General features: G+C 63.1%; 18 protein-coding genes. 6 read left to right on the top strand and 12 right to left on the bottom strand.

What is annotated here, in order from left to right; all coding sequences use genetic code 11:
• Positions 1-8: 8 nt before the first annotated feature.
• The 3 genes from ACYVHH_RS06480 (at position 9) to ACYVHH_RS06470 (ending at position 2,608) form a co-directional block, all read left to right on the top strand.
• A complete protein-coding gene (locus ACYVHH_RS06480; protein ID WP_460564312.1) occupies positions 9-1,244 on the top strand; it encodes an acetyl-CoA C-acyltransferase in 1,236 nt (411 codons plus the stop codon).
• Between the two features lie 100 nt (positions 1,245-1,344).
• A complete protein-coding gene (locus ACYVHH_RS06475) occupies positions 1,345-2,103 on the top strand; it encodes an enoyl-CoA hydratase (RefSeq protein ID WP_460564311.1) in 759 nt (252 codons plus the stop codon).
• Positions 2,104-2,113: 10 nt separating this feature from the next.
• Positions 2,114-2,608 carry a thioesterase family protein gene (locus ACYVHH_RS06470; RefSeq protein WP_460564310.1) on the top strand — a complete coding sequence of 165 codons (495 nt, stop codon included), beginning with the start codon at positions 2,114-2,116 and terminating at the stop codon, positions 2,606-2,608.
• 35 nt (positions 2,609-2,643) lie between these two features.
• On the opposite strand, the gene ACYVHH_RS06465 is transcribed toward ACYVHH_RS06470, so the two are convergent.
• Entirely contained in the window at positions 2,644-2,850 is a 207-nt protein-coding gene (locus ACYVHH_RS06465; RefSeq protein WP_460564309.1) for a zinc-finger domain-containing protein, read from the bottom strand.
• Between the two features lie 2 nt (positions 2,851-2,852).
• The gene (locus ACYVHH_RS06460; protein WP_460564308.1) at positions 2,853-3,788 is read right to left on the bottom strand and encodes a branched-chain amino acid transaminase; all 936 of its coding nucleotides are present in this window, start codon (positions 3,786-3,788) and stop codon (positions 2,853-2,855) included.
• A 220-nt stretch (positions 3,789-4,008) separates the two neighbouring features.
• Here ACYVHH_RS06460 and ACYVHH_RS06455 point away from each other — a divergent pair, with 220 nt between their 5' ends.
• Positions 4,009-4,683: a hypothetical protein gene (locus ACYVHH_RS06455; RefSeq protein ID WP_460564307.1), complete on the top strand. Its 675-nt coding sequence runs from the start codon at positions 4,009-4,011 to the stop codon at positions 4,681-4,683.
• 4 nt (positions 4,684-4,687) lie between these two features.
• Here ACYVHH_RS06455 and ACYVHH_RS06450 read toward each other — a convergent pair whose 3' ends face one another.
• From ACYVHH_RS06450 to ACYVHH_RS06425, 6 genes are read right to left on the bottom strand one after another with little or no spacing between them, the layout of a single operon-like run.
• Positions 4,688-5,776 carry a protein-glutamate methylesterase/protein-glutamine glutaminase gene (locus tag ACYVHH_RS06450; protein ID WP_460564306.1) on the bottom strand — a complete coding sequence of 363 codons (1,089 nt, stop codon included), beginning with the start codon at positions 5,774-5,776 and terminating at the stop codon, positions 4,688-4,690.
• Between the two features lie 23 nt (positions 5,777-5,799).
• Positions 5,800-6,426 (bottom strand): chemoreceptor glutamine deamidase CheD, encoded by a 627-nt coding sequence (cheD, locus tag ACYVHH_RS06445; RefSeq protein ID WP_460564305.1) that lies wholly within the window; start codon positions 6,424-6,426, stop codon positions 5,800-5,802.
• Between the two features lie 5 nt (positions 6,427-6,431).
• The gene (locus ACYVHH_RS06440; RefSeq protein WP_460564304.1) at positions 6,432-7,265 is read right to left on the bottom strand and encodes a CheR family methyltransferase; all 834 of its coding nucleotides are present in this window, start codon (positions 7,263-7,265) and stop codon (positions 6,432-6,434) included.
• A gap of 22 nt (positions 7,266-7,287) precedes the next feature.
• Entirely contained in the window at positions 7,288-9,552 is a 2,265-nt protein-coding gene (locus ACYVHH_RS06435; RefSeq protein ID WP_460564303.1) for a chemotaxis protein CheW, read from the bottom strand.
• Between the two features lie 51 nt (positions 9,553-9,603).
• Positions 9,604-9,966, bottom strand: a complete 363-nt coding sequence (locus tag ACYVHH_RS06430) for a response regulator (RefSeq protein WP_460564302.1) — start codon at positions 9,964-9,966, stop codon at positions 9,604-9,606.
• Positions 9,967-10,014: 48 nt separating this feature from the next.
• On the bottom strand, positions 10,015-10,410 hold the full coding sequence (locus ACYVHH_RS06425) for a hypothetical protein (RefSeq protein WP_460564336.1): 396 nt from the start codon (positions 10,408-10,410) through the stop codon (positions 10,015-10,017).
• A 265-nt stretch (positions 10,411-10,675) separates the two neighbouring features.
• On the opposite strand from ACYVHH_RS06425, the gene ACYVHH_RS06420 reads away from it, so the two are divergent.
• Both ACYVHH_RS06420 and ACYVHH_RS06415 read left to right on the top strand, forming a co-directional pair.
• Positions 10,676-11,791 (top strand): hybrid sensor histidine kinase/response regulator, encoded by a 1,116-nt coding sequence (locus ACYVHH_RS06420; protein WP_460564301.1) that lies wholly within the window; start codon positions 10,676-10,678, stop codon positions 11,789-11,791.
• Positions 11,788-12,417: a response regulator gene (locus ACYVHH_RS06415; protein ID WP_460564300.1), complete on the top strand. Its 630-nt coding sequence runs from the start codon at positions 11,788-11,790 to the stop codon at positions 12,415-12,417. Before ACYVHH_RS06420 ends, ACYVHH_RS06415 begins: the two co-directional genes overlap by 4 nt.
• A 10-nt stretch (positions 12,418-12,427) precedes the next feature.
• On the opposite strand, the gene fliR is transcribed toward ACYVHH_RS06415, so the two are convergent.
• The 4 genes from fliR to ACYVHH_RS06395 are packed head-to-tail and all read right to left on the bottom strand — an operon-like array spanning position 12,428 to position 14,610.
• Entirely contained in the window at positions 12,428-13,195 is a 768-nt protein-coding gene (gene fliR, locus ACYVHH_RS06410) for a flagellar biosynthetic protein FliR (protein WP_460564335.1), read from the bottom strand.
• 20 nt (positions 13,196-13,215) lie between these two features.
• Complete coding sequence (gene fliQ / locus ACYVHH_RS06405) at positions 13,216-13,485, bottom strand: flagellar biosynthesis protein FliQ (RefSeq protein WP_460564299.1); 270 nt, start codon at positions 13,483-13,485, stop codon at positions 13,216-13,218.
• 16 nt (positions 13,486-13,501) lie between these two features.
• The gene (gene fliP / locus ACYVHH_RS06400) at positions 13,502-14,260 is read right to left on the bottom strand and encodes a flagellar type III secretion system pore protein FliP (protein ID WP_460564298.1); all 759 of its coding nucleotides are present in this window, start codon (positions 14,258-14,260) and stop codon (positions 13,502-13,504) included.
• Positions 14,257-14,610 (bottom strand): FliO/MopB family protein, encoded by a 354-nt coding sequence (locus ACYVHH_RS06395; protein ID WP_460564297.1) that lies wholly within the window; start codon positions 14,608-14,610, stop codon positions 14,257-14,259. The genes fliP and ACYVHH_RS06395 overlap by 4 nt, the downstream gene beginning before the upstream one ends.
• Between the last annotated feature and the right edge of the window lie 13 nt (positions 14,611-14,623).

The following is a 14,623-nucleotide window of genomic DNA, read 5'->3' as shown; positions in this document are numbered from 1 at the left end:
GACCCGAGATGAAACAAGTTCAAGACGCCTACATCGTCGCGGCCACCCGCACGCCCATCGGCAAATCGCACCGCGGTTACTTCAAGAACACGCGGCCCGACGATCTCCTTGCACACGTGCTGCGTTCTGCTCTGGCGCAGGTGCCCAACCTGGACCCTGCGACCATTGAAGATGTGATCTGCGGTTGCGCCATTCCCGAGGCGCAGCAGGGTCTGAACGTGGCGCGCGTGGGCGCGGTGCTGGCTGGCCTGCCCAAGAGCGTGGGCGGTATCACCGTCAACCGCTTCTGCGCTTCTGGTCTGAGCGCGGTGCAGATGGCCGCCGACCGCATACGCGTGGGCGAGTCCGACGTGATGATCGCCGCTGGTGTGGAAAGCATGAGCATGGTGCCCATGATGGGCAACTCGCCCAGCCTGTCGCCCACCATCTTCGCCAACACCGACAACGTGGAAGACTACGGCATTGCCTACGGCATGGGCCTGACCGCCGAAAAGGTGGCACAGCAATGGAAGGTGACGCGCGAAGCACAGGACGCCTTCGCCCTGCAGTCGCACCAGCGCGCCCTCAAGGCGCAGGCCGCTGGCGAGTTCGCTGACGAAACCACGCCGGTCGAGATCACCGAGCGCCAGCTGGACCTGGCCAGCGGTGAAGTCCGCTACAGCCAGCGCACCGTGACGCAGGACGAAGGCGCGCGCCCCGACACCTCCCTGGAAGGGCTGGGCAAGCTCAAGCCCGCGTTCGCCATTCCGCGCAGGGCCGACGGCACGCCCACCGGCCTGGGTTCCGTCACCGCGGGCAACAGCTCGCAGACGTCCGACGGCGCCGGTGCGTTGATCCTGGCGAGCGAATCCGCCGTCAAGCGTTTCGGCCTGACGCCGCTGGCCCGCTTCGTCAGCTACGCCAGCCGTGGCGTGCCGCCGCACATCATGGGTATTGGCCCGGTCGAGGCCATTCCCGCGGCCCTCAAGGCTGGCGGCCTGAGCCAGAACGACCTAGACTGGATCGAGCTGAACGAGGCGTTCGCGGCGCAGTCCCTGGCGGTGATGAACTCGTTGGGGCTGGATCCGGCCAAGGTCAACCCCATTGGCGGTGCCATCGCGCTGGGCCACCCGCTAGGTGCCACGGGGGCTATCCGTTCCGCGACAGTGGTGCACGCGCTGCGACGGCACAATAAGCGCTACGGCATGGTGACCATGTGCGTGGGCATGGGGCAGGGCGCCGCAGGCATCTTCGAGCGGGTCTGACCGCCCGCCGCACTCCCTTTACGGGCCCGCTCGACCGGGCCCTTTTCACATCTGGTCGCCAGCCAGACGGATTCATAGAGTTTTTCAGGAGACACACCGCATGTCCGACATCCTCAGCCATGTTGAAAACGGCGTCATGACGCTGACCATCAACCGCCTGGCCCGCAAGAACTCCCTCACGGCAGCCATGTACGGCGCGCTGGCCGATGCCCTGGAGCAGGCGCAGGCCGATACCGCAGTGCGTGTCGTGGTGCTGCAGGGCGACGAGTCCATCTTCAGTGCCGGTAACGACATCGCTGATTTTTTGAACACCCCGCCTGCGGGTGAAGATGCGCCGGTGTTCCGCTTCCTGCGCAACATCGCCGCCTTCCCCAAGCCGCTGGTGGCGGCAGTGTGCGGCCCGGCTGTGGGCATCGGCACCACCATGCTGTTCCATTGCGACCTGGTCTATGCGGGTGACAACGCGGCGTTTTCCATGCCCTTCGTCAATTTGGGGCTGTGCGCCGAGGGGGCGTCCAGCCTGCTGGGGCCGCAGATGTTTGGCTATCACCGGGCTGCCGAGGCGTTGTTGCTGGGTGAGGCGTTCTATGCCGAGGCCGCGCTGGAGGTGGGGCTGGTCAACCGGGTGCTGCCGCCGTCCGAAGCCAACGCCTATGCCCAGAGCGTGGCACGCAAGCTGGCGGCCAAGCCCCTGAGTTCGCTGGTGGAAACCAAGCGCCTGATGAAGAAAGGCCAACAGGCACAGGTGCTGCAGACCATGTCGGAAGAAGGGGCGGTGTTCGGGCGCATGCTGCGCGAGCCAGCTGCGAAGGAGGCATTCGCCGCCTTCCTGGAAAAGCGCGCGCCGAACTTCAACTGAGCACCGCCTCATGAGCAAGTCCATCGTTCACCCGCCCGCGCAACCCATCGTCTTCGAGCCGGAATTCGTTGAAGGTGTGCGCGAGATCTTCGAGCAGAAGATCGTTTTCAACACCGTGCTCGGCCTCAAGATCACGTCGATCACCCCTGAGTTGGTGACCGCGCGCATAGACATGCGCAACGAACTGGTGGGCCACTACGCCTACAACCGCATCCATGGTGGCGTCATCAGCGCCGGGCTCGACGCCATGGGTGGGCTGGCGGTGATGGCTGCCATCGGTGCGCGGCACATGGACGAATCGCCCGAGCAGCGCCTGCACCGCTTCGCCAAGCTGGGTACCATTGACTTGCGCATCGATTACCTGCGCCCTGGCATTGGGGAGTTCTTCGAGTTGCGTGCCGAGGTGCTGCGCCTGGGTTCCCGCGTGGCATCCACGCGGATGGGCTTTCACGGGCCGGACGGCAAGTTGCTGTCCACCGGCTCCGGCGCCTACATCGTCTCCTGAAAAGAAAAACGGCCCCTCGGGGCCGTTCTTTCTGGTCAGTGGCCGTGGGCCACCACCTCGCCCGCCTTCAGGCGGTACACCGTGCCGCAGTAGGGGCAACGGGCTTCCCCGGTCTTGGCCACGTCCAGGTACACCTTGGGGTGGCTGCTCCACAGCTTCATGTCAGCCAGCGGGCTGGGGCAGAAAACACCGCCGTGAGCATTGAGGTCCTTGGCGGCCAGTTCGATGACAGCTTGGCTCATGTTCACACCTTGGTCAGCCAGTGGGCGTACTTGGGGTTGCGGCCGTTGACGATGTCAAAGAACGCGCTCTGGATCTTTTCGGTGATCGGGCCGCGGCTGCCCGCACCGATTTCGATGCGGTCCAGTTCGCGGATCGGGGTCACTTCAGCGGCGGTGCCGGTGAAGAAGGCCTCGTCTGCGATGTACACCTCGTCGCGGGTGATACGCTTTTGCACGATCTCCAGGCCCAGGTCCTTGGCGATGTGGAACACCGTGTTGCGGGTGATGCCGTTGAGCGCGCCGGCCGACAGGTCGGGCGTGTAGATCACGCCGTTCTTGATGACGAAGATGTTCTCGCCCGCGCCTTCGGACACGAAGCCCGAACTGTCGAGCAGCAGGGCCTCGTCATAGCCTTCGTCGGTGGCTTCCATGTTGGCCAGGATGGAGTTGGTGTAGTTGCTCACCGCCTTGGCTTGCGTCATGGTGATGTTGACGTGGTGGCGGGTGTAGCTGCTGGTTTTCACGCGGATGCCGCGCTTCATGCCTTCTTCGCCCAGGTAGGCGCCCCAGGCCCATGCGGCGACCATCAGGTGAATGGTGTTGCCCTTGGGCGACACGCCCAGCTTTTTGTCACCGATCCAGGTCAGCGGACGGATGTAGCCGCTTTCCAGCTTGTTCTCGCGGATCACGGCCTTTTGCGCCTCGTTCACCTGTTCCTGGGTGAAGGGAATGTTCATGCGCAGGATCTTGGCGCTGTTGAACAGGCGCTGGGTGTGTTCCTCCAGGCGGAAGATGGCCGTGCCGTTGACCGTGTTGTAGGCACGCACGCCCTCAAAGGCGCCGCAGCCATAGTGCAGCGTGTGGGTGAGCACGTGGATTTTGGCGTCGCGCCAGTCGACCATCTGGCCGTCCATCCAGATTTTGCCGTCGCGGTCGGCCATGGAGGGGATCACGGACATGTTGAAACCTTGTGAATGTTGGAATTGTCGGTCCTGGTAGGCATGGACCGTGTCTGCCATCGCACATTTTACGGTTTCTGATTTCTTGAAAAAGTATCGAAACACCCCTAAAGTTTTGCTTTAGAAAGTCGATAGCTGGGGAGAACGGGGGGAATCCCTCCCCGTTTTTGAAACTCTGATGGGGGAGTTCACGATGTTGACCATTTCTTCGATTGGGGTCATGCCTTGGCCACAGCAGGCTCCCACGACCAAAGTGCAACCGGTCACGGCCACCAAGACCAGTGATGCGGTGTCGTCTGACAACGCCAAGGCGGTTGCGGCTGCGGGAGCCTCGGGAGACCCCGGGCGGGTTCAGGCCGCCTATGTGCCCAGTGCCATGCCGCCGGTCGAGCCGACAGCCGAGGCCATGCGCCCGGACATGCCGAACAACGCGCAAGCGCCGGAGCGCAGCGGGCTCGGCCAGCCCGCGCCTGCCGTGGCGCAAGAGCCTCCTGCCGCTGCCCGGCAGGGGCGGGCGGCCCGTCAGGCAGCGCAAGCCGAGGCGTCTTCGGATGCAGCGGACAAGGCGGAAGCTCGCAAGAACAGCGATTTGCAACGCTACAAGGGCGAGCTGCCTGAGGCGTACCGGAGCCCCGTGCAGGAAGCGATGGACACACAGATCAAGGAGCTGCTGCCGAACATGTGGGCGGCCAGCCGCGCCGCGGTTGACGTGCTGATTGGAGAGGAAGCGCGCGCCGCCGCCGCGGCGCGTGTGGCCGGTTACGCCGAGAAGACCGTGGAGCAGGCGCCCTCTACCCAGGACAAGGGCTCAGGTCTGACGGACACCTACGTGGCGACCCAGAGCGTGGCCGAGGGCGGCCGCCCGCCCGGTCAGGTGGTGAATACCCAGGCTTGATGCGTCAGATGCGGTGGCGCACGCCACCCGTGCTGTTGATGCGGTCCATCAAAGCCTGGGCGATACGGTTCAACGGCAATACCTCGTCAGCCGCGCCGGCCTGTATGGCCATCTTGGGCATCCCGAACACGATGCAGCTGGCCTCGTCCTGAACGAAGTTGTAGCTGCCGGCATCGCGCATCTCGCGCATGGCCGTGGCACCGTCGCCCCCCATACCCGTGAGCATGACGCCGATGGCGTTGGGGCCAAGCACCCGCGCACAGGACTTGAACAGCACTTCCACCGACGGCTTGTGCCGATTGACTGGCGCGGCGTCGTCAACCACGGCGACGTAGTTGGCACCGCTGCGCTCGATGTGGAACTGTTTGCCCCCGGGCGCGATGTAGGCGTGACCCGGCAGAATGCGCTCCCCGTCACGGGCTTCCGACACCCGGATCTTGCACAGCGAGTCCAGCCGCGCCGCGAAACTGGAGGTAAACCCCGCCGGCATGTGCTGCGTGATCACTATGGCGGGCGAGTCCGAGGGGAGGTGTACCAGAATTTCCTTGATGGCCTCGGTGCCACCGGTTGACGCGCCAATACAGATGACCTTCTCGGTCGAAGACAGGCGGTGCATCACCCGCAGGGGCGGGGCAGCACCTTCTTCCTTGACCGAGCCCGCCGGGGCGGGCGATGCCACATGGCGGCTCACGCGGGCCTTGCTCGCGATCCGTATTTTCTCGACGATTTCATCGCCCAGTTCACGCAAGCCGCTCGACACGCCAATGCGCGGCTTGGCCACGAAATCCACCGCCCCCATCTCCAGTGCGCGCATCGTGATGTCGGCGCCCTGTTCGGTCAGCGTCGACACCATGACGACCGGCATCGGGCGCAGACGCATCAGGCGGGAGAGGAATTCGAGCCCGTCCATCTTGGGCATTTCCACGTCCAGCGTGATGACATCGGGGTTGAGTTCGCGGATCATCTCGCGTGCTGCGAGAGGGTCGTTGGCTGCGCCGATGCAGACCATGTCTGCTTGCTTGTTGATGATTTCGGTGAGAAGACTGCGCACCAGCGCGGAGTCATCAACCACCACCACTTTGATCTTGCTCATGCAGGAGAACAGGGAGAATGAGGTCAGAAGAGGTCGACAGAACCACCAGCCGTGGATTGCACCACCTTGGCCGCGTTGCCTTGGCGCTCCTGGGTTTCGAGGGTGTCGGGGTGTGCATGGGCCAGCCGCTTCACCATGGCCTTGCCGGACACCGGGAAGAAAACCACCTTGCGTGGGTAAATGTCCAGGACGTCCTTGGACACCACCGGTATGCGCTCGGTGGCCAGGTAGTCCAGGACGAACTTCGTGTTGCGTTCCCCGACGTTCATGGTGGTGAAACCCGATATGACAGCGCCGCCGCCGAATACCTTGGCTTGCATGTACTCGCGGGATGAGCCCATTTTGATCAGCTCGTTGATCAGCAGTTCCATGGCGTAGGAACCGTAGCGGCCAGAGGTATCGCCTCCGCCCTCCGGCAGCATGAAGTGGTTCATGCCACCGATGCGCAGGCGGGAGTCCCACACGCAGGCGGCAATGCACGAGCCCAGCACCGTCATGATGACGATGTCTTCCTTCGACACGAAGTACTCCCCGGGCAATACCTTGGCCGCGTTGTAGCGGAAATGCTGGTCGTGGAAGAAGAAGGACGCCTCACCCGGCTTTCTGGGCTGCGACTTCAGGGTCTGCAGGTGTGCGACGCTGTTGTGCATGGGATTCACACTTTTTCGTAGACGGTTTTGCCACGCAGCGCAAACAGGTTGCGCACGTCGCTGAAGTTTTCGGCATGGCCGACAAACAGCGTTCCCTTGGGTTTCATCAAACGGTGGATGCGTGCAAGGACCTGACGTTGTGTCACGTTGTCGAAGTAGATCATCACATTGCGGCAGAACACCACGTCGAACTGTTCCTTCAGGCTCCAGTTTTCCTCGATCAGGTTGAGGGTGAAGAACTGGATGTGTTTCTGCAAGTCCGGCTTGACCCTTGCCAAGCCCTGGTTGCCGCCCTTGCCCTTGAGGAAATACTTTTGCAACTGGCTGGACGACACGTTCTTCATGTTTTCCAGCTTGTAGATACCCTGGGCGCCCTTGTCGAGGACTTTGGTGTCGATGTCACTGGCCCAGATGCGGAAATTGCCGTTGATGCCCAGCGCGTCTGCCAGCGTGATGGCGATGGAGTAGGGTTCTTCGCCAGTGGAGGCCGCGCTGCACCAGATCTTCCATTCGTGGCCAGCAGGGCCCGACCGGATGACGCGGTCAAGCTCGGCGAAGTGGTGGTTTTCGCGAAAGAAGGAAGTCAGGTTCGTCGTCAGCGCATTGACGAATTCCTGCCACTCGTCGCCACCGTTGCTCTCAAGCCAGTCCAGGTAGCTTTTGAAGCTGCTGTGGCCGGTCTCGCGCAGGCGGCGCGAGATGCGGCTGTACACCATGGCGTGCTTGCCATCGTGCAGGCTGATGCCAGCGTGCCTGTAGATCAGATCCTTGATGCGCCCGAAGTCAGCGTTCGTCCAGGCGAACTCGCGGTTCTGTGTATCGACTTCGGCCACAGCCATGGTTGAGCGTTCTCCTCAGAGGTCATTGTTTGGCACGGCGCACCAGGGCAGACGTATCCAGGATCAGCGAAACACTGCCGTCACCAAGAATCGTCGCACCTGACACGTTGGGCACCTTCTTGTAGTTGGCTTCCAGGTTCTTGATCACCACCTGTTGCTGGCCCAGCAGTTCGTCGACCATCAGGGCGACCCGCGAGCCGTCGGATTCGATCACCACCATGATGCTGTTGGCGCTGGTGTCGCCTTCCTTGCGAGGCACCTGGAAGGTCCTGTCGATCTCGATGACCGGCATGTACTCTTCGCGCACCTTCACCAGCTGGGCGTTCTGTGCCACGGTGTTGATGGAGCGGGCTTCGACCTGGAAGGACTCGACGACCGACGACAGCGGCAGGATGTAGACCTCGTCGGCCACGCGCACCGTCATGCCGTCCATGATGGCCAGCGTGAGCGGCAGGCGCACCTTGACGCTCATGCCGAAGCCTTCGGAGGAGTCGAGTTCCACCGAGCCGCCCAGCGAGGCGATGTTCTTCTTGACAACGTCCATGCCGACACCGCGGCCGGACACATCGGTGACAACTTCCGCCGTGGAGAAGCCCGGTGCAAAGATGAGCTGCCAGACGTCCTGGTCGGGCATGTCGTCCCACACGTCTATGCCCTTGGAGCGCGCCTTGTCGATCAGCTTCTGGCGGTTGAGACCCTTGCCGTCGTCACGCACTTCGATCAGGATGGAGCCCCCCTGGTGAGCAGCCGACAGCGTGATGGTGCCGGTTTCGGGCTTGCCCGCCGCCACGCGAACCTCGGGCAATTCGATGCCGTGGTCGCAGCTGTTGCGGATCAGGTGGGTGAGGGGGTCGGTGATCTTCTCGATCAGGCCCTTGTCCAGTTCCGTGGCCTCGCCGTGGGTGATCAGTTCCACCTTCTTGCCAAGCTTGCCGGCCAGGTCGCGCAGCATGCGCGGGAAGCGGCTGAAAACCACCGACATCGGGATCATGCGGATCGACATGACCGATTCCTGCAGATCGCGGGTGTTGCGTTCAAGGTCAGCCAGACCGGAAAGCAGTTGCTGGTTCAGCGTGGCGTCCAGCGTACGGCTGTACTGGGCCAGCATGGCTTGCGTGATCACCAGCTCGCCCACCTGGTTGATCAGCTGGTCGATCTTGCTGACCGACACACGCAAGGTCGTGGTTTCCAGCTGGGTGGTTGTGGCGGCGCGGGCCGCCTTGGCACCTTCACGGGCCTTGGATTCCGGGGTGCTGACAGCGGCGCCACCTGACTGCATGCCCGACTGGGCGTGCACGATCTCGGCGTGTGCCTGGGGAGTGAGCGGGTTGCCGGGGGCGCCAGGAAACAGGCCGTAACCTTGAACCAGGTCTTCGGCGGGAATCTGGGTGCCGGATTCCGACAGGGTGGTGGATGCGATCGGGCTGCCCGGGGCGCCGGCAAACAGGCCAAAGCCTTGTTCGATGATGTCGTGGCTGTGGTCGCTGCCGTGGTTGGCCGCAGGTAGTTCAGGGCTGGCCGCCGGGGCGGGGGCAGCCAGGGCTGCGGCATCCTGCAAGACGATCTGGTCCTTCGACACATGGAAGGCAAAGAGATCGAGCAGGTCGTCGTCCGTGCTGGTGGTGTCGATTTCAAACACCTTGCGGCCGTTGTCGTCCTGTTCCGACAGGATCGTGCCAAGGCCCGCGATGTCGCGGAACAGTTCCTTGATCGCGTCGGCCAGCTCCGGTTTCTCCAGCGGGCCAATGATGGCCTTGAGGCGACGGGGCGAACCGGGGGGCGCAGCGGCAGGCATGCCGCCGGGCGTGGCAGGCGCGGGGGCAGGTGCCGGCGGTGGCGGAGCCGTCACGGGGGCCGCCACTGGTGCTGCAGGGGCGGCCGTGCCACCGCTGGCCAGGACGCGAATACGCTGAACCAGGCCGGAGGTTTCGGGCGGTTCACCGCCCAGGCCCTGGTGGCGTGCCAGCAGGCCCTTCAAGGCGTCGGAGGCCTCAAGCAGCACGTCGACCATCGGCATGGTGGGCGTGAGTTCGTGCCGCCGCAGCTTGTCCAGCAGCGACTCCATCTGGTGTGTCAATTCGGCAACATCTTCGAAGCCGAAAGTGGCGGCACCGCCTTTGATGGAGTGGGCGCAACGGAAGATCGCGTTGAGCTCCTCGTCGTCGACCGTTTCCAGATCCAGATTGAGCAGTTGTTGCTCCATCTGCTCCAGGTTTTCTCCCGCCTCCTCGAAGAAGATTTGATAAAACTGGGTCAGGTCAAAGCCGTCGTTCTTGTCGTCTGCCATGAGGAGTTCTCGGTGAAGGCGGGGCGGATCGGGTGATGGGGGGCGGTGCGCTTATCGGATCACCTTGTTGATTACCTCGATCAGGCGGGTGGGGTCGAAAGGCTTCACCAGCCAGCCCGTGGCACCGGCAGCACGGCCCGCCTGTTTCATCTGATCACTGGATTCGGTGGTGAGGATCAGGATGGGCGTGGTCTTGAAGTTCGGGTGCTCACGCAACTTGCGGGTCAAACCGATGCCATCAAGCCTGGGCATGTTCTGGTCGGTGAGGATGAGGTCGAACTTCTGCTTCTGGGCTTTTTCGAACGCGTCGATGCCATCCACGGCCTCCACCACGTTGAAGCCAGCACCCACCAGGGTGAAGGACACCATCTTGCGCATGGATGCCGAATCGTCAACAGCGAGAATCGAGTGCATTTGAATACCTTGTGTATATCTGAATGAAGCTGGTGGCTGGTACTGACGTCAGAACAGTTCGATCGATCCGGCGTCCATTTCGCTCTGGGTCACCGGGTTGGGTTTGCTCGGCATATAAGTGACGACCACGCCCATTTCCTCTTCTTCAGGCTCCATCGCCTGCTCGGCCATGTTGTAGGCGCAGCCTTTGAGTACCTTGCCGGTGTGCACGAGCAGCTGGGAAGCCATGTCGTGGAACTGCAACTCGGTCACGGCCTGGTGCAGGGCTTGACGGATGGTGTTGAGCTGGGCGTCGTCGGGCAGACCTTCCAGGGCTTGCATGGCGGCATTGAACCGGTCAAGCAGGTTCCCCGTGGCATGGTCCAGGAGACCCTCCAGACGTTTCAGGTCGTTCATTGCCACCAGCAGCGAGTCCTGCAGGTCTGCTACGGCGGACACGCTCATCTGAACCGACGGCTCGTCCGAGCGGTCGGGGATGGGCTCAACCTTCGTCACTTCCTCTCGGGGCCAGCGACGGTGTTCGGCTGATGGCTTGGGTGTCGGTTCCATATGCTGACGCACGCTTCCCTTCTGCGGAACTGGGCTGCCTCCAAATATAAGTGCCAAGTGCAGTCTAGACTAGAGTGACTCCCTGAGTTGGCCCAAAATATTGGGAAGATGTCCTGTTTATGGTTGCTTTTTTGAACACGCAGGTGATATTTTGACAGTATTGAGTATCCTCCATCTGGAGGACAATCTCGCCGATCACGAACTGGTGCGGCATACATTACGTCGCAGTGATCTGGAGTGCGAGTGGATCCACGTGGAAACACTGGAGGATTTCGAACAGGCGCTCTCCGGCCAGGGCGTGGATGCCATTCTGGCCGACTATCACCTGGGCGGTTTCTCCGGCATGGACGCCTGGACCTTGCTGCAGGGCAGCGGCAGGGATTTGCCCTTCATCATTGTTTCGGGTGCCATCGGCGAGGCCACCGTGGCCGACGCCATGGTGCGGGGCGTCAGCGACTATGTCGACAAGAACCGCCTGGGGCGTCTGCCCATGGTGTTGCAGCGCGCCCTCGATTTTGTGCAGACGCGCCGCGCGCAGGCTGACGCGGCCCGCGAGCTGGCCGAGTCGCGCCAGAGGCTGCTGCACCTCACGGAGCACCTGCAGGCGAGCATTGACCGTGAGCGCGCCGATATCGCGCGTGAAATTCACGATGACATCGGGGGGTCGCTGGCGGCAGTGAAGCTGGACCTGGCCTGGATCGGGCGTCATGTGACGGACGCCGAAACCCGCTCGCATGTGGATGCCGCGCTGGCCATGGCGGAGCACGCGCTGGGGGCGAGCCAGCGCATCATGCGGAATCTGAGGCCTTCTGTGCTGGACCAGGGACTGGTGCCGGCGCTGCAGTGGCTGGTGCAGACGTTCGCCGACCGGACGGGCATTTCCGTCCGCTGGCAGGGGAGGATGCCTGAAGGAAGGTGGGCCAAGGATGTGGAGATGGTGGCCTACCGAACCGCGCAGGAGGCGTTGACCAACGTGCTCAAGCATGCCCAGGCCACCGAGGTGAAACTGGAGCTGAGCGATCTTGAGGGGTACCTGACGCTGGAGATTGCCGACAATGGACGCGGTGCCGGGCCTGCGGATCTGGCGAAGCTGCAGTCGTTTGGCCTGATGGGGCTGAGGGAGCGGGCGCAGACCGTGGGCGGATGGCTGGATGTGGTCACGGGCGAGGGGGAGGGCATGACGCTGATCCTTTCCATACCCTTGACCGGTGGCGAGGCGGCGGGGTCCGATTTTGAGGCTGGTGGGGATTTGCAGGGAACGGAGAACAAATCATGATCAAGGTGGTGCTGTGCGACGACCACGCCGTGGTGCGGCGGGGCATCAAGGACACGTTGATGGAGGCCACTGACGTTCAGGTGGTGGCCGAGGCGGACGGGTACGCCACGCTGCGCGAGGCCTTGCGTACCCACAAGCCAGACGTGCTGCTGCTGGACGTGGATCTGCCCGGCCGCAGCGGGCTGGAGATCCTGGCCGTGCTGCAGGAAGAGGCGTCCCCGGTGAAGACGGTGATGGTCTCGATGTACCCGGAAGACCAGTACGCCATCCGTTGCCTGAAGGCCGGGGCGGTGGGCTACCTGAACAAGGGCGGCGATCCGGCAGCCCTGCTGGCGGCGGTGCGCACGGTCGCGCAGGGGCGAAAGTACATCACCCCTGAAATTGCCGAGATGCTGGCGAACCACCTGAGTTCACCGGAGGGTGGCGAGCTGCACGAGAGCCTGTCCGAGCGCGAACTGCAGACATTGCGCAAGATCGCCTCCGGCAAGAAGCTGTCCCAGATCGCGGAGGAGTTGATGATCAGCCCCAAGACGGTCAGCGTTTACCGTGCGCGCGTGCTGGAGAAGCTGGGCCTGAGCAACAACGCCGAGTTGACGGTCTACGCCATCCGCAACGAGCTGGTCTGACCGGGCGGCGTCAACCGCCCAGGAACAGTTCGCTGACGACGCGGACCAGCGCCATCACCGGGCGGTCCATCATGGGCAGGGTGGCGGCGATGCCTATCAGCCCCACCGACAGCGTGAGCGGAAAGCCGATGGCGAACACGTTCATCTGCGGCGCGATGCGGGAGATGATGCCCATCACCACGTTGACGAACAGCAGCATCCCGATCATGGGCAAGGCGATCCACAGGCCGTACTGGAATATGACCGCGCCCAGTTCGTGCAGGCGCAGGGTGCGTACGGCGTCGAGCGCCCCTTCGCCAATGGGGAAGGTGTGGAAGCTCGCCGCCACCGCCTGTATGAGCAGCAGGTGGCCGTTCAGGATGACGAAGAGCAGCATCGAGATGTTGCCGAAGAAGCGCCCCACTGTACTGGCCTGGGAGTTGGTGGTGGGGTCGAAAAAGCCGGCGAAGTTCAGACCCATCTGCAGGCCCACGATCTCACCAGCCATCTCCACGGCTGCGAATACGATGCGCACGGCCAGCCCGATCGAGATGCCGATGATCAATTGCTGCACCACGGTGCCGAGGGCCAGCGGCCCCGTCAGCGAGACCACAGGCTGGTCTGGCAAAGCCGGCTGGATGCACAGCGCGATGACGAAGGCCAGCCCGATCTTCGTGCGGGTGGGCACCGAGCGGGACGAGAAGATGGGAGCACTGGCGAACACAGCCAGCACGCGCAGAAACGGCCACAGCAATGGCGACACCCAGGCCATGAGCTGGGCCTCGCTGAAGGTAACCATGGGACCGTCCATGGAGGGCTTCAGACCGCGTAATCAGGGATAGCCAGGAGGATGCGCCGGATGAATTCGACCAGCGTGGTGAGCATCCACGGCCCGGCAATGGCGAACACCGCGACCGCAGCCAGCAGCTTGGGGACGAAGGAAAGCGTGGCTTCGTTGATCTGCGTCAGGGCCTGGAACAGGCTGATGACGAGACCGACCACCAGCACCGTTCCCAGCACTGGTGCCGCCACGGTCAGCAGCATGAACAGCGCGTTCTGGCCGATGGTCAGCGCATCTTGAGCGTTCATCGTGGTTCCTCGTGGACTAGGTCGAGAAGCTCGACGCGAGCGAGCCGATCAGGAGATTCCAACCGTCTGCCAGCACGAACAGCATCAGCTTGAAGGGCAGTGCCACCAGCACCGGCGACAGCATCATCATGCCCAGCGACATGAGCACGCTGGCCACGACCATGTCGATCACGAGGAAGGGAATGAAGATCATGAAGCCGATCTGGAAGGCAGTCTTCAGTTCGCTGATCACGAAGGCCGGGACGAGTACCCGCATGGGGGCCGTTTCGGCGGTGACTTCGGGTGGCAGCTTGGCCAGGTTGGCAAAGAGCTGGAAGTCGGACTGGCGTGTCTGCTTGAGCATGAACGCACGCATGGGGACTTCGCCACGTTCAAGCGCCTGCTCGAAACTGATGGCGTTTTCGCTGTAAGGTTTGTAGGCGTCCTGGTAGACGCGGTCCAGGGTGGGGCCCATGACGAACATGGTCAGGAACAGCGACAGACCAACGATGACCTGGTTGGGCGGCGCCTGCTGGGTGCCGAGCGCCTGGCGCATCAGCGACAGCACGATGACGATGCGCGTGAACGACGTCATCATCAGCAGTATTGCCGGGAGGAAGGACAGTGCCGTGAAGAACAGCAGTGTCTGGATGGGGACCGAGTAACTGGCTCCTCCGGGCCCTTGCCCGATGATGAGCGGCAACTGGGCGCCGCCACCGGTTGCTGTCTGTGCCCAGGCTGTCGTGCCGAGCAAAGCGCCCAGCACAAGGCCCGCTGACCAGCGGGAGATTCTCATTCGACGCGCTCCGCAGGGAGGGTGTCTATCCTGGCTGCCACGCTCTTGTAGGATGCGGCCGATGCCGCTGCAGCGGCTTCGCGGGGCAGGTTGGCGGTGTGCAGGGTTCGTATGTGCTGGGGGGTGACGCCCAGGGTCAGCTGCACGGGGCCATTCGGGCCGTTGACTTCCACCACCACCACACGTTGCTGCGGGCCCAGCATCAACTGCGAGACCAGGCGCATCTCAGCTCCCAGTCCCGTGCCCGTGGGCGCGACACGGCGCTTGATCCACTGCACGCCCCAGGCGAGCAGCACCAGAAGCACGAGCAGCCCCAGAACCGGGGCGTAAGCCATGTAAGAGTCAGTCATGGGTGAATCTGCC

Source organism: Hydrogenophaga aquatica, from assembly GCF_054780915.1.
Note: the sequence above shows the minus strand (reverse complement) of the source record. Positions and strands in the feature narration are given on the sequence as shown.